This window comes from Leclercia sp. UBA1284, from assembly GCF_002308415.1.
GTDB classification, from domain to species: domain Bacteria; phylum Pseudomonadota; class Gammaproteobacteria; order Enterobacterales; family Enterobacteriaceae; genus Enterobacter; species Enterobacter pneumoniae.
On sequence record NZ_DBUS01000005.1, the window covers coordinates 206,921 to 229,364 of the forward strand.

Annotated in this window: 18 protein-coding genes and 1 pseudogene; 7 read left to right on the plus strand and 12 right to left on the minus strand. The window is 53.4% G+C overall.

Features of this window, described 5'->3' with window-relative positions:
• Positions 1-42 precede the first annotated feature (42 nt).
• The 6 genes from tnaA to B3511_RS03040 all read left to right on the plus strand — a co-directional run bounded on the left by tnaA (position 43) and on the right by B3511_RS03040 (position 6,532).
• Positions 43-1,458 carry a tryptophanase gene (tnaA, locus tag B3511_RS03015; protein WP_233803315.1) on the plus strand — a complete coding sequence of 472 codons (1,416 nt, stop codon included), beginning with the start codon at positions 43-45 and terminating at the stop codon, positions 1,456-1,458.
• A 92-nt stretch (positions 1,459-1,550) separates the two neighbouring features.
• Positions 1,551-2,801, plus strand: a complete 1,251-nt coding sequence (tnaB, locus tag B3511_RS03020) for a low affinity tryptophan permease TnaB (protein ID WP_046886355.1) — start codon at positions 1,551-1,553, stop codon at positions 2,799-2,801.
• 129 nt (positions 2,802-2,930) lie between these two features.
• Positions 2,931-4,106: an MFS transporter gene (locus B3511_RS03025; protein WP_286776529.1), complete on the plus strand. Its 1,176-nt coding sequence runs from the start codon at positions 2,931-2,933 to the stop codon at positions 4,104-4,106.
• Positions 4,075-5,058: an HTH-type transcriptional regulator YidZ gene (gene yidZ / locus B3511_RS03030; RefSeq protein ID WP_286776530.1), complete on the plus strand. Its 984-nt coding sequence runs from the start codon at positions 4,075-4,077 to the stop codon at positions 5,056-5,058. The genes B3511_RS03025 and yidZ overlap by 32 nt, the downstream gene beginning before the upstream one ends.
• 121 nt (positions 5,059-5,179) lie before the next feature.
• Positions 5,180-5,929, plus strand: coding sequence for a 4'-phosphopantetheinyl transferase family protein (locus tag B3511_RS03035; RefSeq protein ID WP_046886357.1), 750 nt, complete (start codon positions 5,180-5,182; stop codon positions 5,927-5,929).
• A 36-nt stretch (positions 5,930-5,965) separates the two neighbouring features.
• Entirely contained in the window at positions 5,966-6,532 is a 567-nt protein-coding gene (locus tag B3511_RS03040) for an NADPH-dependent FMN reductase (protein ID WP_286776531.1), read from the plus strand.
• A gap of 72 nt (positions 6,533-6,604) precedes the next feature.
• Here the strand turns inward: B3511_RS03040 and adeP are convergent, their stop codons facing one another.
• Positions 6,605-7,942: an adenine permease AdeP gene (adeP, locus tag B3511_RS03045; protein WP_154298909.1), complete on the minus strand. Its 1,338-nt coding sequence runs from the start codon at positions 7,940-7,942 to the stop codon at positions 6,605-6,607.
• A 167-nt stretch (positions 7,943-8,109) separates the two neighbouring features.
• Between adeP and yieH the strand changes: the two genes are divergently transcribed.
• A complete protein-coding gene (gene yieH, locus B3511_RS03050) occupies positions 8,110-8,775 on the plus strand; it encodes a 6-phosphogluconate phosphatase (RefSeq protein WP_286776534.1) in 666 nt (221 codons plus the stop codon).
• Between the two features lie 41 nt (positions 8,776-8,816).
• Here yieH and B3511_RS03055 read toward each other — a convergent pair whose 3' ends face one another.
• The 11 genes and pseudogenes from B3511_RS03055 to glmU form a co-directional block, all read right to left on the minus strand.
• Positions 8,817-9,539 (minus strand): glucosamine-6-phosphate deaminase, encoded by a 723-nt coding sequence (locus tag B3511_RS03055; protein ID WP_286776535.1) that lies wholly within the window; start codon positions 9,537-9,539, stop codon positions 8,817-8,819.
• 21 nt (positions 9,540-9,560) lie between these two features.
• Positions 9,561-10,730: an alpha/beta hydrolase-fold protein gene (locus tag B3511_RS03060; RefSeq protein WP_414671869.1), complete on the minus strand. Its 1,170-nt coding sequence runs from the start codon at positions 10,728-10,730 to the stop codon at positions 9,561-9,563.
• Between the two features lie 26 nt (positions 10,731-10,756).
• Complete coding sequence (locus B3511_RS03065; protein WP_207292676.1) at positions 10,757-12,280, minus strand: carbohydrate porin; 1,524 nt, start codon at positions 12,278-12,280, stop codon at positions 10,757-10,759.
• A 41-nt stretch (positions 12,281-12,321) separates the two neighbouring features.
• Positions 12,322-13,665, minus strand: a pseudogene (locus B3511_RS03070) (PTS transporter subunit EIIC); the annotation flags it as partial.
• Between the two features lie 326 nt (positions 13,666-13,991).
• Positions 13,992-14,717 carry a phosphate signaling complex protein PhoU gene (gene phoU, locus B3511_RS03075; RefSeq protein WP_040077717.1) on the minus strand — a complete coding sequence of 242 codons (726 nt, stop codon included), beginning with the start codon at positions 14,715-14,717 and terminating at the stop codon, positions 13,992-13,994.
• 13 nt (positions 14,718-14,730) lie between these two features.
• Positions 14,731-15,504, minus strand: coding sequence for a phosphate ABC transporter ATP-binding protein PstB (pstB, locus tag B3511_RS03080; RefSeq protein WP_040077716.1), 774 nt, complete (start codon positions 15,502-15,504; stop codon positions 14,731-14,733).
• Positions 15,505-15,551: 47 nt separating this feature from the next.
• Positions 15,552-16,442: a phosphate ABC transporter permease PstA gene (gene pstA, locus B3511_RS03085; protein WP_040077715.1), complete on the minus strand. Its 891-nt coding sequence runs from the start codon at positions 16,440-16,442 to the stop codon at positions 15,552-15,554.
• A complete protein-coding gene (gene pstC, locus B3511_RS03090) occupies positions 16,442-17,401 on the minus strand; it encodes a phosphate ABC transporter permease PstC (RefSeq protein ID WP_040077714.1) in 960 nt (319 codons plus the stop codon). Before pstC ends, pstA begins: the two co-directional genes overlap by 1 nt.
• A 79-nt stretch (positions 17,402-17,480) precedes the next feature.
• On the minus strand, positions 17,481-18,521 hold the full coding sequence (pstS, locus tag B3511_RS03095; RefSeq protein ID WP_040077712.1) for a phosphate ABC transporter substrate-binding protein PstS: 1,041 nt from the start codon (positions 18,519-18,521) through the stop codon (positions 17,481-17,483).
• Between the two features lie 300 nt (positions 18,522-18,821).
• A complete protein-coding gene (gene glmS / locus B3511_RS03100) occupies positions 18,822-20,651 on the minus strand; it encodes a glutamine--fructose-6-phosphate transaminase (isomerizing) (RefSeq protein ID WP_286776536.1) in 1,830 nt (609 codons plus the stop codon).
• A gap of 205 nt (positions 20,652-20,856) precedes the next feature.
• Complete coding sequence (glmU, locus tag B3511_RS03105; protein ID WP_040077710.1) at positions 20,857-22,227, minus strand: bifunctional UDP-N-acetylglucosamine diphosphorylase/glucosamine-1-phosphate N-acetyltransferase GlmU; 1,371 nt, start codon at positions 22,225-22,227, stop codon at positions 20,857-20,859.
• Between the last annotated feature and the right edge of the window lie 217 nt (positions 22,228-22,444).

Genomic DNA, 22,444 nt, shown 5'->3' on the forward strand with positions numbered 1-22,444 from the left:
TAAATAGCCCTCAGCACCGCTGCGTGCAAAAAGGATGAACAAATGGAAAACTTCAAACATTTACCTGAGCCTTTCCGTATTCGTGTTATTGAGCCAGTGAAACGCACCACCCGCGAGCATCGGGAAAATGCCATTGTTGAATCGGGCATGAACCCGTTTCTGCTTGATAGCGAAGATGTCTTTATTGACCTGCTGACCGACAGCGGTACCGGGGCAGTCACACAAAATATGCAGGCCGCTATGTTGCGTGGGGACGAAGCCTACAGCGGCAGCCGCAGTTATTACGCGCTCTCCGATGCGGTGAAAACCATTTTTGGCTATCAATACACTATCCCGACTCACCAGGGGCGGGGTGCTGAACAGATTTACATTCCGGTCTTGATCAAAAAACGCGAGCAGGAAAAAGGGCTGGACCGCAGCAAAATGGTCGCGTTCTCCAACTATTTCTTTGATACGACTCAGGGCCATAGCCAGATTAATGGCTGCACGGTGCGTAACGTCTATATCAAAGAGGCGTTTGATACCGGTATTCGTTACGATTTTAAAGGCAACTTTGACCTCGAAGGACTGGAGCGCGGCATTCAGGAGGTGGGCGCCAATAATGTGCCTTATATCGTCGCAACCATTACCAGCAACTCCGCCGGCGGCCAGCCGGTCTCGCTGGCCAACCTGAAGGCGATGTACGCCATCGCGCAAAAATATGACATTCCGGTAGTGATGGACTCCGCGCGCTTCGCGGAGAACGCCTACTTTATCCAGAAGCGTGAAGCGGAATACCGCGACTGGAGCATTGCAGACATTACCCGTGAAACCTATAAATACGCCGATATGCTGGCGATGTCGGCCAAAAAAGACGCGATGGTGCCCATGGGCGGCCTGCTGTGTATTAAGGATGACCGCTTCTTCGACGTCTATACCGAATGCCGAACCCTTTGCGTGGTGCAGGAAGGCTTCCCGACCTACGGTGGCCTTGAAGGCGGTGCGATGGAGCGCCTGGCCGTCGGTCTGCATGATGGCATGAATCCGGACTGGCTGGCGTATCGTATCAATCAGGTGCAATACCTGGTCGATGGCCTGGAAGCCATCGGTGTAGTGTGTCAGCAGGCGGGAGGGCATGCGGCATTTGTTGATGCAGGAAAACTACTGCCGCATATTCCGGCTGATCAGTTCCCGGCACAGGCGTTAGCCTGCGAGCTCTATAAGGTGGCGGGCATTCGGGCGGTAGAAATCGGGTCGTTCTTGTTAGGCCGCGATCCTAAAACCGGCAAACAGCTGCCCTGCCCGGCGGAGTTACTGCGTTTAACCATTCCACGCGCGACCTACACACAGACACACATGGACTTTATTGTCGAAGCCTTTAAACATGTGAAAGAGAACGCCAGCAATATTAAGGGGTTAACCTTCACCTACGAACCGAAAGTTTTACGTCACTTCACTGCCAAACTGAAAGAAGTTTAACCCGCACCTTCCGGGTGACTAACACCCTGTTAGTCACCCGGAATTCATTACACACCAACAACATCAGGCTAACCATAATTAATGGGTGCACCATGGATAACAGTTTAAAGACTAAACACTCCTCGTTTTGGGGTGTCATGGTAATAGCAGGTACGGTTATTGGCGGGGGAATGTTTGCTTTACCCGTGGATTTAGCAGGCTCGTGGTTTTTTTGGGGCGCATTTATTTTAATCATCGCCTGGTTTTCAATGCTTCACTCAGGATTATTACTGTTAGAGGCCAATTTAAATTATCCTGTCGGTTCCAGCTTTAATACCATCACCAAAGATCTGATTGGCAATAAATGGAATGTGGTGAGTGGCTTCACGGTCGCCTTTGTTCTGTATATTCTTACTTATGCGTATATCTCTGCCAATGGCGCGATCATTAGTGAAACCATCGCCATGAACCAGGGGACGCATGTTAATCCGCGCCTCGTAGGGATAGGTACAGCGATCTTTGTTGCGGCGGTATTATGGGTCAGTTCCCTGGCAGCCAGCCGTATTACCTCGCTTTTCCTGGGGATTAAGATCATTGCGTTTATTATTGTTTTTGGGTCGTTTTTCTTCCAGGTGGACTACGCCATTTTACGGGACATTAATGTCAGTACCACCAGCAACACAGCCTATTTCCCCTATATTTTTATGGCCTTGCCGGTCTGTCTGGCGTCGTTTGGTTTTCATGGCAACATCCCCAGCTTAATCATCTGCTACGGCAAACGAAAAGATAAGCTGATTAAAAGCATTGTCTTTGGTTCGCTGCTGGCCCTGTTCATTTATCTGTTCTGGTTGTACTGCACGATGGGCAATATCACCCGCGAGAGCTTTAACGAGATTATCTCTTCAGGCGGCAATGTCGATTCGCTGGTGAAATCATTCCTCGGCACCCGACAGCACGGCGTGATCGAATTTTGCCTGCTGGTCTTCTCTAACCTTGCGGTCGCCAGCTCTTTCTTCGGCGTCACCCTGGGGCTGTTCGACTATCTTGCCGATCTCTTTAACATCGATAACTCTCCTGTCGGACGCCTGAAAACGGTTTTGTTAACCTTTCTGCCCCCCGCCATTCTCTATCTCATCTTCCCGAATGGCTTTATCTATGGCATTGGCGGTGCGGGATTGTGCGCAACCATCTGGGCCGTGATTGTTCCTGCCGTGCTGGCATTAAAAGCGAGAAAAAAGTTTCCCGAAAAAACCTTCACCGTCTGGGGAGGGCTGTTTATTCCGGGGCTGGTCATTCTGTTTGGTATTGCAGTTATTCTCTGCTGGTTCGGCAGCACCTTTAACGTTTTGCCACGCTTCGGTTAACGTCCGCGCTCGTTGTCTACGCCACCCGCCCGGGTGGCTTTCCTGACAGGAAATCACCTTTGTCCAAATGGCAACTCGCTTATCCCCTTCCCAACCCCTATTCTGCTTGCCTGCATCTATGGGGGATCTATGGCTCGTTTTCTGTTTTGTAGCTTTGCACTGGTTCTGCTTTATCCGTCTGGCATTGATATGTATCTGGTCGGTTTGCCGCATATCGCCCGCGACCTGGGGGCCAGTGAAGCGCAGTTGCACATTGCCTTTTCGGCCTACCTCGCGGGAATGGCCTCCTCAATGGTGTTTGCCGGGAAAATTGCCGATAAAGCAGGACGTCAGCCCGTGGCGATTACCGGCGCCGTGATTTTTGCCCTCGCGTCAGTACTCTGTTCACAAGCGCAAGAAAGCACCCTCTTTCTGATCGGACGCTTCATTCAGGGCGTCGGCGCTGGCGGCTGCTACGTGGTGGCGTTTGCTATTCTGCGCGATACGTTAAGCGCTCAACGCCGTGCGAAAGTGCTCTCGATGCTTAACGGCATTACCTGCATTATTCCGGTACTGGCGCCGGTCATCGGTTATCTGATTATGCTCAAATTACCCTGGCAAAGCCTGTTCTGGACCATGGCGGTAATGGGGATGTTGGTCTTCATCCTCTCTATTGCGGTATTGAAAGAGACCCACCCGGGCTCACAACACTCCCGGACGGGGACCACCTTCCATCCGGCGGAAAAACTGCTAAACCGGTTTTTTATTAGCAGACTGCTGGTCACGACCCTCAGCGTGGCGGTGATCCTGACCTATGTAAACGTTTCCCCGGTATTACTGATGGAAACCATGGGCTTTGATCGCGGCGAATACTCTACAGTGATGGCCTCTACCGCGCTGGTAAGTATGGCCGTCTCCTTCTCTACTCCTTTTGCGCTAAATATCTTTAGCCAGCGCACCCTGATGCTGACCTCACAGGTACTGTTCCTGGCCGCAGGCGTGCTGCTCGCATCGGCAAGTTCGCACTCTTTGATGTTGGCGGGCATTACGCTGATTTGCGCAGGTTTCTCCGTCGGCTTTGGCGTAGCGATGAGTCAGGCGTTAGGACCCTTTTCGTTGCGGGCAGGCGTGGCCAGTTCAGTATTAGGTATCGCGCAGGTGTGCGGCTCGTCGCTGTGGATTTGGCTCGCCGCCGTACTCGGCCTTAATGCGCTGAATATGCTGATCGGGATTCTGATTGGCTGTAGCATTCTCTGCATTGTTCTCCTTCTGGCGATTCGGCCCATAGCCCATTATGAAGAAGCCCCTCAGCAGTCTGGATCTTAATCTGTTACTCACCCTGCAACTGTTGTTGCAGGAGCGAAGCGTTACCCGGGCGGCGAAGCGAATGAACATCACGCCGTCCGCGGTCAGCAAAGCGCTGGCAAAGCTGCGCGCCTGGTTCGATGATCCGTTATTTGTGAAAACCCCGCTCGGGTTACTGCCAACGCCGCTGACGGTAAGCCTGGAGCACGATCTTGCCGACTGGATGCAGATAGGCAATCAGATCCTCGACAAGTCACACAATGACTCCCCGGGGGGGATGAAGTTTGAACTGGCGGCAGAAACGCCGTTAATGTTGATCCGCTTTAACGCGCTACTGGACAGGATAAACCAGCGCTATCCCCAGGCCTCGGTGCGTATGCGCCACTGGGACTACGACTCGCTGGATGCCATAACCCGGGGTGAAGTGGATATCGGCTTTACCGGTCGCGAAACCCATCCTCGCTCCCGCGAATTGTTGAAATTGCTGCCGTGGTTTATCGACCATGAAATTCTCTTTTCCGACCGCCCCTGCGTCTACCTGCGTGAGGGCCATCCGGCGCTTCAGGAGGAGTGGAATCTCGAGACGTTTCTCCGCTACCCCCATATCAGTATCTTTTGGGAGCGTAGCGACACCTGGGCGCTGGACGAGGTGTTAAATGAGATGGGGCTGACGCGCAATATCGCTATGAGCCTGCCGGGGTTTGAGCAGTCGATGTTTATGGCTGCGCAGCCGCACCATGACTACATTGCGACCGCGCCGCACTACTGCCGGCACTATAATCATCTCCACCAGCGTAAGCTGGTGACGCGTCCGATCCCTATCGACGAAGCGATGGCAGAAAAACTTACCGTGCCCTTTACGCTAATCTGGCACAAACGTAACAGCCATAACCCGAAAATCATCTGGCTTAAAGAGACGATCAAGGCCCTCTATTGCGATTCACTGCGCGAGGAATCCGATTTTTATATCTGAAAATGTAAAGTTCGGTGTCGGGACTTCTAATAATCAACTTTACGGATTAAAACTGAGGAAGAGTTAAGCGATAATGATGTAACCGTTTAACCAGGCACAAACCATTATCACGGAGCGAAAAATGGCAACGCACTTTGCTAGAGGGATACTTACCCAGGGACATCTTGTCTCTACCAGGCTCTCCCCCGCCTGTCATGATGAAGCACGGATACTGCCGGAACATCGCCGCTCACGTTTTATCGCCTCAAGAGCGCTGCTCGCCGAACTGCTGTTTATGCTTTACGGCACCACTGAGCTACCGGATATCATCACCCTGCCGGAGGGGCGCCCTGTATTTGCCAACCCTGAACTGCCTCGTTTTTCCATCGCCTATACCGGGAATATTGTCGGTGTAGCGCTCACGACAGAGGGCGATTGTGGTCTGGATATGGAACTGCAGCGCGCTATTCGTGGCTTCCACGGCGGGCCGCATGCCCACGACACCTATCCGTTATCCAGCAATGAACTGCTGTGGGTGCGTAATCAAAACGATCCTAATGAAGCCAAAGCGCAGCTCATTACCCTGCGCCAGAGTATTCGTAAACTCTGCGGATGCGCCTCTGACGATGCCCGGCTGCTACAATTGCTTCCAGGTTCCGGACGACTTCGCGCCACCCAGGCAACGCTTGTAGAGGCCCTCAGCGACGCAGAAGATGTGCTGATCTGGTCTCTCGCCGTTACGCCCGCGATTGAGCGTTTGAATATCTGGGAATTTGACAGCAAGCATGGCTGGAATAGCCTGGCGGACGTTCCCGAGCGTGCCAACGAACCCGCCACGCGTCTGATGAGATTAACCAGTTTACCCGCAGAGAAAGCATTTACCCTTAGCTGACCCGTCCAGGGCCATCATGATGAAACAGGAGTAATCATGTCTGATACGTTGAAAGTTGTTACGTTACTGGGAAGCCTGCGCAAAGGTTCATTTAACGGGATGGTTGCCCGTACGCTGCCGAAACTGTCGCCAGAGGGGATGACGGTCGACGCCCTGCCGTCTATTGGGGATATCCCGCTGTACGATGCCGATGTGCAGCAAGAAGAGGGGTTCCCGCAAAGCGTTGAAGTGCTGGCTGAACAGATTCGCCAGGCAGATGGGGTGGTGATTGTGACCCCGGAATATAACTACTCGGTACCGGGTGGATTAAAAAATGCGATCGACTGGCTCTCTCGTCTGCCGGAACAGCCGCTGGCGGGTAAACCGGTGCTGCTCCAGACCAGCTCCATGGGCGCCATCGGCGGCGCGCGCTGCCAGTACCATCTGCGTCAGATCCTGGTGTTCCTCGACGCGATGGTCATGAACAAACCGGAATTTATGGGCGGCGTGATTCAGAACAAGGTCGACCCACAAACAGGTGAAGTGATTGACCAGAGCACGCTGGACCATCTCTCGGGGCAGTTGACCGCGTTTGGTGATTACATCAAGAGGGTGAAGGCGTAAGCACAGCCTGATGTCCTCTCCCGCCGGGAGAGGACACAAACCAGCAAGCCCGTTTAGAAACGAGCTTGCTGTTTATTTTGCATCGATAAAGACAATCTTCAGCACGAACAGCAGCGCTACCACGATCACACACGGGCTAATTTCACGGAAACGTCCGGTGCCCGCCTTCATCACACAGTAAGAGATAAAGCCCAGCGCGATACCTTCGGTAATCGAGAAGCTGAACGGCATCATTACCGCGGTAATAAACGCCGGTACTGCTTCGGTAAGGTCGTCCCACTTCACGCGCGACAGGCTGGAGGTCATCAGTACGCCCACGTAAATCAGCGCACCTGCGGCCGCATACGGTGGCACCATCCCCGCCAGCGGCGAAAGGAAGATAACCAGCAGGAACAGCAGACCCACAACAACCGCTGTCAGGCCGGTACGACCGCCCACAGACACGCCTGAAGAGGACTCAATGTAAGCGGTAACAGAAGAGGTACCGATAAAAGAGCCGGTTACCGAGGAGACGCTATCCACGAACAGTGCCTGCTTCATGCGCGGGAATTTGCCTTTCTCATCTGCCAGGCCCGCTTTATCGGTCACGCCAATCAGGGTACCGGAGGAGTCGAACAGGTTCACCAGCATAAAGGAGAAGATCACGCCTGCCAGACCCAGATTCAGGGAGCCAGCCAGATCCACGTGACCGACCACGGTGCTGACGCTCGGCGGCGCAGAGATGATGCCGCTGTAGTGGACGTCGCCCAGCATCCAGCCCAGCAGCGTGGTTACGATGATCGAAACCAGTACCGCAGCATGAATGTTACGGGACGCCAGAATAGCGATGATAAAGAAGCCCAGGATGCCCAGCAGCACGCTGTGGGAGGTCAGGTTACCGATGCTGACCAGGGTTTCCGGGTTCGCCACAATCACGCCAGCATTTTTCAGCCCCATCATCCCGATAAACAGACCGATACCGCTGGTGATGCCCACGCGCAGGCTCACCGGGATATTGGCAATCATCCAGTAACGTACGCGGAAAATGGTCAGCAGCAGCAGACCGACTGCGCCCCAGAAAATCGCACCCATACCGACCTGCCATGGCAAGCCCATGGCCTGAACCACGACGAAGGCGAAGAATGCGTTCAGACCCATCGCCGGAGCCAGCGCAACCGGCAGGTTGGCGAACAGCCCCATTAAAATGCTGCCGAACGCGGCGATCAGACAGGTGGTAACGAAGACGGCGCTGGTATCCATGCCAGCCACGCCCAGAATTTGCGGGTTAACAAAAACGATATAGACCATTGTCAGGAAGGTGGTAAAACCCGCGATCACTTCGGTGCGCGCCGTTGTACCGTGCTCGCGCAGTTTAAACACGCGCTCAAGCAGACCCTTGCCAGATGCCTGGGTAGTATGTTGTTGACTCATCATCTATTTCCGAACAGGGAGGGAAAATCCGTCGCTATCCTATACCAAAATGCGACAATAGGGGTGTTTGTGGCGTACTTTTTTTCATTGATTTTGCTTATACGGCAACGATTGCGTGCCGCAAACAATCAGTACGTAAACGTTAAACCTGTTAAAAAGGGAAAGGCATGTCTCAGATTGAAGCGGTATTTTTCGACTGCGACGGTACGCTGGTCGACAGTGAGGTCATTTGCGCCCGTGCGTATGTCGCCATGTTTCAGGAGTTTGGCATTACGCTCGATCTCGACGAGATTTTTAAACGCTTTAAAGGCGTTAAGCTCTACGAAATTATCGACATTATTAATACTGAGCACGGCGTTGATCTGGCGAAAGCCGATCTCGAACCAGTTTACCGCGCCGAGGTCGCACGCCTTTTCGATGCGGAACTTGAGGTGATCGCAGGCGCAAACGCCTTGCTGGAGGCGATGACCGTGCCAATGTGCGTGGTTTCTAACGGCCCGGTCAGCAAAATGCAGCATTCACTCGGCAAGCTAGAGATGCTGCACCACTTCCCGGAAAAACTGTTCAGCGGTTACGATATCCAGCGCTGGAAGCCCGATCCGGCCCTGATGTTTCACGCGGCAAAAGCGATGAATGTGAACGTGGAAAATTGCATTCTGGTGGATGACTCCTCCGCGGGCGCGCAATCAGGGATTGATGCGGGGATGGAGGTGTTTTACTTCTGTGCCGACCCGCATAACAAGCCGATCCACCATCCTAAGGTGACCACCTTTACCGATCTGGCAGAATTGCCCGGCCTGTGGAAAACGCGCGGCTGGAATATTACCCGTTAAGATCAGCTCCGCCGCAGGCCGCGGCGGAGCTTTAGCGTTGCTCAGGGGTTGGACGAGAGCGCCGCGGCGGCGGCATTATCTGCAATGACCGTCAGCGAGGGGTGAAGCTGCAACACCGATGCAGGCAGGCGCTCGCTAACTGGCCCTTCCAGCGCCCCTTTTAACGCCTGCGCCTTCGCTGTGCCATTGACGATAAGCAGTAGATTTCTCGCGGCCATAATGCTTTTTGGCCCCATCGTGACATAGCAATCCGGTACCAGCGAAAAATCGCCCCCCAGTTCGCCATGGGCCACCATCGCGACCATCTCCCCTTCAATCGCCACTTTGGTGGTCATCTCATGGAAGTGGGTGGTTCCGGGGAGGTTCCCGCAAAAATGGCCGTCAGCCCCCAGCCCCATCACCACCAGATCAAGCCCCCCCTCTGCGACCAGAGTGGCGTCGTGCTGCTGATAGTTTTCAACCGTCAGCGGGTGTATGCGGGATTCCTCTATCTGCGCCGGGGTAAAAAAGAGACGACGCAGATTGGTGATTGTCACGCCATCGCCTGTTTTGCCGCGAAAAGGGATCTCGTCGAAGTTGTAAAAATGGCTATTTATCCCCTGCTTGCTCTTCATCATCGGGATTAACAGCTCATACATGCGTTTCGGGGTCTTCCCGGCGGTGATGGCCAGATTCACCCGGCCCGGTCTGGTCATATAGCTCAGCAGATGTTGCGCGGCTGCCTGGCTCATCTGTTCGTAATCGTCGGTCAATATAAGTTTCATGAGATCATCCTGATCAGAAAGTTATTTGAATACTGTCTGCACGAATTGCGCGTAGGCCGGGCGCCAGACATCCATTTCATGGTTAAGCCCCGGATACTCATGGTATTCAAAACGGATATTCCGCTTTTCCAGCTCGGCCTTCAGCCCGGCGATATCCTTCCCGGTCACGTCATCCTTGCTGCCCACCGCCAGGGTAAAATTATGTAGCTGTTGATTAATCGAGGTCGGGTCATCCAGGCCTGCGCTAACGCCTGCATCAGGCACCGTGGTGGTGGTCACGCCACTAAAAGATGCAAGCCAGCCGAAACTTTCGGGGTGGTTAAGAGCAGAGACGAGCGCCTGGTATCCTCCCTGGGAGAGCCCGGCGAGCGCGCGCCCTTCGGCATCGTTTCGTACATGAAAGCGCTTGCTGATTAATGGAATGATGTCGGTCATCAGCTCCTGGTCAGCGGCTTTAGCATTCAGGGGGTAGAACACTTTCCGCCGTTCAGCGGGCACAAAGGTTTCAGGAACGATGCCCTCTGCGTCCGTTTCCGTATCCGGTACCACCACCAGCATCGGTTTAATTGCCCCTTTCGCTAACAAATTGTCCATGATCTGCGCGATACGCCCCTGGTCGACCGCGGAACGTACCGTATCGCCAAACCCGTGATAAAAATAGAGCACCGGTAGCGGGTCACCCTGACCGCTATAGCCTGGCGGCGTCCAGACAAAGAGCTGCCGTTCTGATTTCAACGCATCCGAGTGGTAGGTCAGCGTTATCAGATCGCCATGCGGTACCGGATTGGTATCCAGCATGCTACCAGGCACCAGCACCATGCTGGTGTTAACCTGGCGCTGCGGCTTGGTCATCGCCGTGCCGGTATCGATACTGCGCACGCCGTCAACGTTGAAAAAATACTCATACAAATTGGGCTCCATCACCGGCCCGCGCCAGCTCCATAAACCGGTACTGTCTTTGGTCATGGGGTGGATGCTCTCTGGCGTAGGTATGCCCACCACCACAGAGACGCTTTTTGCCTGTGGTGCAAAATAGCGAAAGGTAATGGAGTTATCCGCATTCACCTGCGTAACAAACCGGTTCACGGGCTGCGCGGGATCCGGCATCGCAGGTAGCGGCATCGCGTAAAGTTGCTGAGCGAAGCAAACTGAAAGCGTAATGATGGATAAAGCGGTCTTCATTTTGTTCATCAGTTTCATCCTTGTTAAGTAGCCTGTTACCACCAGATTTCAGCCTGCGCACCGAGCGCAAACTGGTCCTGTTTTTGGTCTTCGAAAGTGAAGTGATCTAAATCGGTCTCATCCGCTTTAATGTAGGTGCCGTAAAAACGGATTTCGGGACGGGAGGTCAACATGCTGGTGTTGACTTTAAAGGTGTGGAACAGCGTGGTTTTGTAACCCGACTCGTAATAGTTCTTGCCGTTCAGATCGGTATTTTTCTGTCTGAAGTAACCGAGCTCTACGCCGGTCTGGTTGAAGTTATCCCAGATCCAGGCCGGACGGACAACGGCACGTATCGAATCAAAATCGCTGTGGGCACCCGTTTCATAGCTGTAGACGTCGTTGCCGAAGGAGTAGACCAGCGCATTGGCGACAATCACCTTATCGCCGAGATACATCTCTCCCTGTGAGGCCAGACGGACAGCTGTCCCGTTAGTATGGTCACCATAGTAACGGCCATTATTCGTGGTGAACGGGCTGGAGCCCGCATAACGTGAAAAACTGCTGGCTATGGAGTTATTCGCAACCAGCAGCGAAAACTCATTAAAGCCGCCGTCAGAGAGTTTCTGCGTGAGGGTACTGCCCACCATCCAGGTGTCTTTCCAGCGGTAATAGCCATTATTATCCTGATTACTTTTCTCGCTGGCGCTCTGATTACCCGCCACATAGCGCCCGCTGAGCATCAGCGTGGCGTCTTCCCACAGAGGGAGCTCTTTATAGCGAAGGTCGACGGTATTGGTATTGATTTGCTGTTTGTTATTCAGATCGCGGTCGTAGTCATCCACATCTTCACGCACCAGCGCAATATCCACCTTGCCGGGGCCCACTTTCCAGTTTTCCAGCCCCACCCCTGCGGCAGCATCCGTACGCTGTGTTTTCCAGTCCAGCATCTGGATTTCGATTTTCGGTGCGCCATGTTTACCCACCCAGAAGTCGGCTTCCGGCGCAAATGGCAGGAAACCCTGCGTGGTGACGTACATGTCGGAGAACTGTAAATAGTTTTCGCCACCCGCATTGTCACCAAACCAGCCGGTGGAGTACTGCTGACTGACGTTGCCATCCAGCATAACGATTGCATCGACACGTTTGTTGCCCTCATGCCAGACCCGCTGTTTCAGCTGTAAATCAAACCAGCCGGTATATTCATTACCCAGTCGCCCGAGAGAGCCAATGGCCCAGGATTTGGGCGAGCCGTGAGACGCACTGCCCCAGCCGGAACGGAAATAGCCGTTATAGCTAAAGCCAATCTCATCTTTAACAAACTTACTGAAATCCTTCATGGTGATAGCAGATACATCTTTGCTCTCATTTTTCACCAGCACGGTGGCCGGCTTTTTCGCCGGTTTATCGGCGACCTGAACGGGGACGGCCTGATTTTTGTAATGCTGTAATTCGGCCTGCGTCTCCTTTAACGCTTTTTCAAGCATCTCCAGGCGTTGTTCGACCGTCAATGAGCCCGCCCAGCTCAAACCCGGCAGTATCATGACAAGCGCAGAGGCTATGATATTTCTCCTGAACATAATGAATTCCTTTTTCAAATGAATTAAGCGACGGCGGATGCCTTATCCGCGAAATAGCAAAAGAGCAAAGAGCCAATAAAAGCCGCGACGAGAGCGAGGGCTGAACCCAACAAACAAGCCCAGACGCTATAATCCACCCCGCCGGGGGGAAGAATTTGCATAAAGGTGAAGATGCCTGGCATCCCAAAAGACCAGGCTTTGGTTTGCGCGAGCCCGACCAACAGCCCTCCGCAGGCGCCACTGACACAGGCGATATAAAAGGGATATTTGCGCGGTAAATTAACGCCATAAACGGCCGGTTCGGTGATACCAAAGAGCCCGGTGATTGCAGCCGATCCGGCAACCACTCTCTTTTGCGGGTCGCGTTCAAAGCAGAACATGGCCAGCGCAGCGCCAACCTGCGCAAGAATGGCTGGCACCAGCAAAGGCAGGAGCGAGTCATATCCCAGCACCGTGAAGTTATTAATGCATAACGGTACCAGCCCCCAGTGCAGGCCAAACATGACAAACACTTGCCATAACCCGCCCATAACGATGCCAGCAACCCCCGGAGCAAAGCCGTAGAGCGCCAAATAACCCTGGGCAATGCCGTTACTTATCCAGGTGGCGAGTGGCCCAATAACCAGAAAGGCCAGAGGGGTCGTCACCATCAGACAAAGAAGCGGCGTGACGAAATTTTTTATTGATGAAGGGAGCCAGTTATTAAGGTGTTTCTCTACGACGCCACAAAACCAGGCAGAGAAGATTATCGGGATGACGGAAGCGCTATAATTGATAAACGTAACGGGTAAACCCATAAATTCATGTGGCGTAGCCGCCGCACTTCCCAGAGACTGAATGATGGTGGGATGTATTAATGCGCCACCAATGGCCATCGAGACAAAAGGATTACCGCCAAATTGTTTACCGGCCGTATAGCCCAGAATAACCGGGAAAAAGTAGAACAGGGCATCGCTGGCGCTGAACAGAATGCGATAAGTCCCGCTCTGCTCTGTTAACACATCAAAGACCACCCCGGCTGCCAGGGCACCTTTCAGTATGCCGGTTGCCGCCATCACGCCTATTAACGGGGTAAAAATACTGGATACCGTATAAATAAAACGATTAATAAGGTTGCCCGTCGCCGTGTCCATACTGGCAGGTGCTTTCTCCCCGATAAGGGCATTGATAGCGTTATAAACATCATGAACATGATTGCCAATCACGACCTGAAACTGACCGGCGCTTTCAACGACCATGATGATACCCGGCGTATTTTTTAAGATCTCAGGCGTGGCTTTATCTCTCTCTTTTAATCTGAAACGCAGGCGGGTTGCACAATGAAGCAAGCTCAGAATATTTTCTTTGCCCCCTACGCCTGTGACAATTATTTCGGCTAATTCCATTTGCTCATCCTTTAACCGCCACCGGGAAATAAAAAAACCTGAAAAAGGCACCTCTATGCAGAGAGGACCTCTTTCAGGTTTTGCCCGTACGTTGACGGTAACAATCCAGTTATCAATGTTTAAGGTATTAACTAAAAATAGCGTCTGATGACACAACTGCGCCGCTCTTTTTTATTCCAGAGCAAAAATAAAAACAATTCAGGGGAGGGTAAAATGTGACTAACGCCTAATTAATTCGCGCACCGGCAAAAAATAGATCAGGTGTTATTTATATGGGGAATGGATTCTTTAAAAATATAACGCCAGCTTTGCTGGCGTTAATAATATTACTCTTTCGGATCTTTACCCGCCAGCATCTTATCCAGCTCATCTCCGCCCACGTGACGGAAGTCCTGCCCCTTCACGAAGTAGAAGATGTATTCACAGATGTTCTGACAACGGTCGCCGATACGCTCAATAGAGCGAGCACAGAACAGCGCGGTCAGAACGCTGGGAATGGTGCGGGAGTCTTCCATCATGTAGGTCATCAGCTGACGCACAATGCCCTCATACTCCTGGTCGACTTTCTTATCTTCGCGGTAGATACGAACTGCTTCGTCCAGATCCATACGTGCAAAGGCGTCCAGCACGTCGTGCAGCATCTGCACGGTGTGGCGACCCAACGACTCCAGGCTCACCAGCAGCGGCTGATGCTGCTGGGAGAACTTCTCCAGCGCGGTGCGGCAGATTTTATCCGCCACGTCGCCAATACGTTCCAGCTCGGCAATAGTTTTGATGATCGCCATCACCAGACGCAGGTCGCTCGCCGTTGGCTGACGCTTGGCAATAATGCGCACGCAGGCCTCGTCGATGGCCACTTCCATCATGTTGACGTTCTGATCGCCAGCGATAACGCGCTTCGCCAACTCGCTGTCCTGGTTGTGCATCGCCGTGATGGCATCGGTCAGCTGCTGTTCCACCATACCGCCCATGGTCATCACCTGGGTGCGGATGCTTTCCAGCTCTGCGTTGAACTGGCCGGAAATATGTTTATTAAGATTGAGGTTGTCCATGGTTCACTCCAAATCAACCGTAGCGGCCAGTAATATAATCTTCAGTTTGTTTCTTCGCGGGGCGGGTGAACAGCGCGTCCGTATCGCTGAACTCAATCAACTCGCCCAGGTACATAAACGCCGTATGGTCGGAACAACGCGCAGCCTGCTGCATGTTGTGGGTCACGATCACCACGGTGTAATCCTGCTTCAGCTCGGTGATCAGCTCTTCGATGCGCCCGGTTGAAATAGGGTCCAGCGCCGAGCACGGCTCGTCCAGCAGCAATACGTCCGGGCGAATAGCGATACCGCGGGCGATGCACAGACGCTGCTGCTGACCACCGGAGAGAGAGTACCCGCTCTGGTGCAACTTATCTTTGGTTTCGTTCCACAATGCGGCCTTGGTCAAGGCCCACTGCACACGCTCGTCCATATCGGCACGGGAGAGTTTCTCAAACAGACGCACGCCAAAGGCGATGTTGTCATAAATCGACATCGGGAACGGGGTCGGCTTCTGGAATACCATGCCCACTTTCGCGCGCAGCAGGGCGATATCCTGGGCATGCGTCAGGATGTTTTCGCCGTCCAGGATGATTTCGCCTTCAGCGCGCTGCTCTGGGTAGAGCGAATACATCTTGTTAAAGGTACGCAGCAACGTGGATTTCCCACAGCCAGACGGACCGATGAATGCCGTAACCTGGTTCTTGGCGATATCCAGGTTGATATTCTTCAGTGCATGGAATTTGCCGTAGTAGAAGTTCAAATCACGAACCTGAATCTTACCCGGGGCAGTATCAACCATACTCATTGACTCTTTTCCTCATTCGGCGCCGCGATGTGCCGCGCCGTAAAAAATTAACCGTGTTTCTTCTTCGCGAAAATGACGCGCGCCAGAATGTTCAGCAACAGTACGCAAAGCGTGATGATCAGCACCCCGGCCCAGGCCAGCTGCTGCCATTCTACGAATGGGCTCATCGCAAATTTAAAGATCGTCACCGGCAGGTTGGCGATCGGCTGCATCATGTCCGTGCTCCAGAACTGGTTGGAGAGAGACGTAAACAGCAGCGGGGCGGTTTCACCGGCGATACGGGCAACGGCCAGCAGGATACCGGTCATGATCCCGGAAACAGACGCTTTCAGCGTAATCGCGGAGATCATTTTCCACTTTGGCGTTCCCAGCGCGTAAGCCGCTTCACGCAGGCTGTCCGGCACCAGTTTCAACATATTCTCGGTAGTTCGAATGACGATAGGCACCTGCAGCAGCGCCAGCGCAATCACGCCAGCCCAGCCGGAGAAGTGCTCCATCTGTGCCACCACCACGGTATAAACAAACAGACCGACGACGATAGAGGGCGCAGACAGCAGGATGTCATTGATGAAGCGAATGACTTCAGCCAGCCAGGATTTACGGCCGTACTCCGCCAGATAAATCCCCGCCATGATGCCCAGCGGCGTACCAAAGACCGTCGCCCAGAGGATCAGCAGGCCACTGCCCGCCAGGGCATTTGCCAGCCCCCCGCCCGCCGTATTCGGCGGCGGCGTCATCTCGGTGAACAGCGCCAGCGACATTCCATCGATACCGCGTACCACGGTGGAGAAAAGAATCCAGACCAGCCAGAACAGACCGAATGCCATCGTCCCCATGGAGAGTGTCAGCGCAATGCGGTTCTTCGTGCGGCGTCTGGCCTGCATTTTGCGGCGGGATTCCGCCAGCTCAGCGGTGTTTTGCATTTCGAGAGTCGCCATTAGCGTGCCCCCTCATTTTTAGCGAGACGCATAATCATCAGCTTAGAAATCGCCAGAACAATGAAGGTGATAACAAACAGAATCAGACCCAGTTCCATCAGCGCCGCAACGTGCAGCCCCGATTCCGCTTCGGCGAATTCGTTCGCCAGTGCAGAAGTAATGCTGTTACCCGGCATATAAAGTGAGACGCTATCGAGCTGGTAGGTGTTACCAATGATAAAGGTCACCGCCATAGTTTCGCCCAGCGCACGCCCCAGGCCCAACATGATGCCCCCGATCACCCCATTTTTGGTGAACGGAAGAACGATGCGCCAGATAACCTCCCAGGTGGTACAGCCGATCCCGTAGGCCGACTCTTTCATCATCACCGGGGTTTGTTCGAAGACATCGCGCATAACCGCCGCAATGTACGGAATAATCATGATGGCGAGGATCACGCCTGCAGCCAGAATACCGATACCGAACGCCGGGCCTGAGAACAGCGCGCCCACAAACGGAATGGCAGAGAGCACATTCCCTACCGGCTCCTGGAAGTATGTGGCGAACAGCGGCGCAAAGATAAACAGGCCCCACATGCCGTATACGATACTCGGAATGGCCGCCAGCAGTTCAATGGCGATACCAAGCGGACGTCGCAGCCAGCCAGGTGCCAGCTCCGTCAGGAACAGGGCGATACCAAAACTCACCGGAACCGCAATCAGCAGGGCAATGAGCGAGGTCACCAGGGTACCGTAAATGGGTACCAGCGCACCAAAGACTTCGTTTGGCGCATCCCACTCTTTGGTCCACAGGAAGGAGAAACCGAATTTCTGAATGCTCGGCCAGGAGGAGAAAATCAGAGACACGATAATGCCGCCCAGCAGCAATAGCACAATTAGCGCAGCCAGTTTTACTAGCGCGCTGAAGATCATGTCGCCTTTTTTTCCCGGAGGATTAAAAGCAGGCTTGGTTGCAGCCATAAATTACTCTTCTGTTAACGTCGTTTCACGAAAGGTGGCGGGCGCTTGCGCCCCCGCCATCTTCGTCAAAAATATCCTGTTAGTACAGCGCTTTACCGCTGCTATCTTTCACGTTAGTTTTCCATGCAGCACGAATCTGCTCAACCACGCTGTCCGGCAGGCTGGCGTAATCCAGGTCATTAGCCTGTTTGCCGCCGTTTTTGTATGCCCAGTCGAAGAACTTCAGCACTTCTGTGCCTTGTTCAGGTTTCTTCTGATCTTTATGAACCAGGATGAAGGTCGTGGAGGTGATTGGCCAGGCTTCGTCACCTTTCTGGTTTGTCAGATCCTGTGCGAAGGATTTGCTCCAGTCAGCGCCTTTTGCTGCGTTAGCAAAGGTCTCTTCGGTCGGGCTCACCGGTTTGCCGTCAGCAGAAACCAGCTTGGTGTAAGCCAGGTTGTTCTGCTTCGCGTAAGCGTACTCTACGTAGCCGATTGAGCCTGGCAGACGCTGTACGAACGCGGCGATACCGTCGTTACCTTTACCGCCCAGACCGGTCGGCCAGTTCACGGTAGAGCCAGAACCTACTTTGGATTTCCACTCTTCGTTCACTTTCGCCAGGTAGCTGGTGAAGACGAAGGAGGTACCGGAACCGTCAGCACGACGAACCACAGCGATGTTCTGCGAAGGCAGCTTCACGCCTGGGTTCAGTTTAGTGATGGCTTCGTCATCCCATTTTTTGATTTTGCCGAGGTAGATATCACCCAGCGTTTTACCATCCAGCACCAGCTCGCCAGACTTCAGGCCCGGGATATTCACGGCCAGCACAACACCGCCGATAACGGTCGGGAACTGGAACAGACCTTCCTGGTTCAGTTTCTCATCAGACAGCGGAGCGTCTGATGCGCCGAAATCAACGGTATTCGCGGTAATTTGTTTAACGCCACCGGAGGAGCCGATACCCTGGTAGTTCACCTTATTACCAGTCTCTTTCTGGTAAGTATCAGCCCATTTGGCATACACCGGCGCAGGGAAGGTTGCACCAGCACCAGTCAGGCTTGCCTCTGCGAACACAGAGAACGCGCTCATCGATAAGGTCGCGGCGACAACAGTTGCGACAGTGGTACGCATAACTTTCATAATGTCTCCTGCAAGATTTTGGTAAATCGTTGTTTAGTGGCTACGAGGAGCAAAATAGGACAAACAGGTGACAGATAAATGTCCGAATTATGACAGTTTTATTACAGTGAAAATTTCACTTTAATCTAAAACAGATAACTCTTTTTTATCAGTAATTTGACGGTTTTTTTGACAGTAAGATTGCAGAAAAATTTTCTTTCTATGACACTCAAAAAAATAGCTGAAGATGACAGGTTGTCACCATCACAAGAAGAAAAAAACGGGGAGAAAAGCTCCACCCGAAGGTGGAGCCTGGAGGTATTACTCGACAGTAACCGACTTCGCCAGGTTACGTGGCTGGTCAACGTCGGTGCCTTTAATCAGCGCGACGTGATAAGACAGAAGCTGCAGCGGCACGGTGTAGAAGATAGGTGCAATGACCTCTTCCACATGCGGCATCTCAATGATGTGCATGTTGTCGTTACTCACAAAACCGGCATCCTGATCGGCGAAGACATACAGCTGGCCACCACGGGCGCGCACTTCTTCGATGTTGGACTTCAGTTTTTCCAGCAGTTCATTGTTAGGTGCGACAACGATAACCGGCATATCAGCATCAATCAGCGCCAGCGGACCGTGTTTCAGCTCGCCTGCTGCGTAGGCTTCTGCGTGGATGTAGGAGATCTCTTTCAGCTTCAATGCACCTTCCAGCGCAATGGGATACTGATCGCCACGCCCCAGGAACAGTGCGTGATGTTTGTCGGAGAAATCTTCAGCCAGCGCTTCGATACGCTTATCCTGCGACAGCATCTGCTCGATACGGCTCGGCAACGCCTGCAGACCGTGAACGATGTCGTGCTCAACAGAAGCATCCTGGCCTTTCAGACGCGCCAGTTTCGCCACCAGCATCAGCAGAACGGTCAGTTGGGTGGTAAAGGCCTTGGTAGAGGCCACGCCGATTTCGGTGCCCGCTTTGGTCATCAGCGCCAGATCGGATTCACGCACCAGGGACGAGCCCGGCACGTTGCAGATTGCCAGCGAACCGAGATAGCCCAGCTCTTTCGACAGGCGCAGCGCCGCGAGTGTATCGGCGGTCTCACCGGACTGAGACAGGGTGATCATCAGGCTGTTTTTGCGTACGGCCGATTTGCGATAGCGGAATTCGGAAGCGATCTCCACATCACAAGGCACACCGGCCAGCGATTCGAACCAGTAGCGAGAAACCATACCGGAGTTGTAAGAGGTCCCGCAGGCCACGATCTGGATATGCTCAACTTTCGCCAGCATCTCATTGGCATTGGCCCCCAGTTCGCTCAGATCCACTTCACCGTGGCTGATACGCCCGGTCAGAGTGTTTTTGATGGCGTTTGGCTGCTCGTAGATCTCTTTCTGCATGTAGTGACGATACGCGCCCTTGTCGCCCGCGTCATACTGCAGGTTAGATTCGATCTCAGCGCGTTTAACCTGTACGCCTTTAGTATCGAATACGGTCACGCTACGGCGTGTCACTTCCGCGATGTCACCCTCTTCAAGGAAGATAAAGCGACGTGTCACCGGCAACAGGGCCAGCTGGTCGGAAGCAATGAAGTTTTCACCCATGCCCAGGCCAATAACCATCGGGCTGCCGGAGCGAGCCGCCAGCAGCGTGGACGGATCGCGGGAATCCATGATTACCGTGCCGTAAGCGCCACGCAGTTGAGGAATAGCGCGCAGTACCGCTTCACGCAGCGTACCGCCCTGTGCCAGTTCCCAATGTACCAGGTGGGCAATGACTTCGGTGTCAGTTTCAGAGACGAAGGTATAACCGCGCGCTTTCAGCTCTTCACGCAGCGGTTCGTGGTTTTCAATGATGCCGTTATGCACCACCACGATATGTTCAGAGACATGCGGGTGCGCATTGCCTTCAGAGGGCTCGCCGTGGGTCGCCCAACGGGTGTGAGCAATGCCTGTGCCGCCATGCAGCGGATGTTCTTCCGCGGCCTGTGCCAGCATTTGTACTTTACCGAGGCGGCGCAGACGGGTCATGTGACCTTCTGCATCGACCACCGCCAGACCGGCAGAGTCGTAACCACGGTATTCCAGACGACGTAATCCTTCGAGAAGGATTTCAGCAATATCACGCTGCGCGACTGCGCCAACAATTCCACACATAGTTAAATTTCCTGATTATGGCGTTATGCCATGCGTTGTCGCTGACCTGTTGTTGCCCGTTTTACGGGCGCCCCGAGCCTTGTAGAGAGTGGGGTTATTGTTATAGGTACTGCTATTGGGGGGGATATATATTTATCTCCTCACCCGACACACCGCATCGAATCATCCCTCTCCCCTGAGGAGAGAGGGTTAAAATGCGGAGTAATTACTTTTTCTTCACCGGGCGTTTCCAGCCCTTTTTGTGCACCTGTGGCACGCGGCTTAATACCAGTTCGTCATCCGCTACATCGCGGGTTACCGTGGTACCGGCGGCAATGGTCACGCCTTTGCCAATGGTCACCGGCGCGACCAGCTGTGAATCAGAGCCTACAAATACATCGTCGCCGATGATGGTTTTGAATTTATTGGCGCCATCATAGTTACAGGTGATGGTACCCGCGCCGATATTGACGTTATCGCCAATTTCCGCATCGCCCAGATAGGTCAAATGGCCCGCCTTGGAGCCTTTGCCCAGGCGCGCCTTTTTCATTTCAACGAAGTTACCCACGTGGGCGCCTTCCAGCAGCTCCGCACCAGGGCGCAGACGTGCAAACGGCCCGATGGTGCAGGCAGCGGCCAGGTTGGCATCTTCCACCACGCTGTACGGGCTGATTTCACAGTCGTCGCCGATCACGCTGTTTTTGATCACGCAGCCTGCGCCAATTTTAACGCGATGGCCGAGAGTGACCTTCCCTTCCAGAATAACGTTAGTATCAATTTCAACGTCGCGCCCGTGGTTCAGTTCACCGCGCAGATCGAAACGCGAAGGGTCGCGCAGCATAACGCCTGCGAGCAGCAGCTTTTCAGCCTGCTCAGCTTGATAAACGCGTTCCAGGCGGGAGAGTTGCAGGCGGTTGTTCACGCCCTCCACTTCACTTAAGCGATCCGGGTGGACGGCGGCGATTTCGCGGCCTTCCTGATGCGCCAGCGCAATGATATCGGTGATGTAGAACTCACCCTGGGCGTTATTATTGTTCAGCTTCGATAGCCAGCGCTTCATATCCGCGCCGTTGGCAATCAGGATACCGGTATTGATTTCCTGAATTTCACGCTGCGCTTCTGTGGCATCTTTATGTTCAACAATACCGGTGACAGTGCCGTTTTCTCGGGTGATGCGGCCATAGCCGGTTGGATCATCAAGCTTAACGGTAAGGAGGCCAATGCCGCCCTGCGGTTTAGCATCACGCAGGCGGGTAAGAGTCTCAACGGAAATCAGCGGCACGTCGCCGTAAAGCATCAGGATATCTTCGTCGTCAGCAAAGAACGGCGCAGCCTGCTGCATCGCATGGCCGGTTCCCAGCTGCTCTGCCTGCAGCACCCAGTTCAGTTTGTCGTCACTGAGGGTCTGTTTCAGCATATCGGCGCCGTGACCGTAAACAAGATGAACCTGGTCGGCACCCATTTCGTTAGCGGCATCAATGACATGCTGCACCATCGCTTTCCCTGCAAGGGTATGCAGCACCTTCGGAAGATCGGAATACATGCGGGTGCCTTTACCAGCGGCAAGGATGACCACGCTCATCGCATTGTTCAACATACACGTCCTGACTGTAATTTGAGTGAGAAGTAAAACCCTTTGACGTTGAAAATTCTACATATTTTGCGCCAAAAAATGGAGCGGCGGTAAAACGCACAACATCAGTCAATACGGGCTATTTGAAGATACTTTTCAGGGCAGAGTAAATCACTTTTCGTCCGGAAAATAGCGTCATTGCTGGAACTCTCTTGTTCACACAACAGGTTAGCTATTTTTT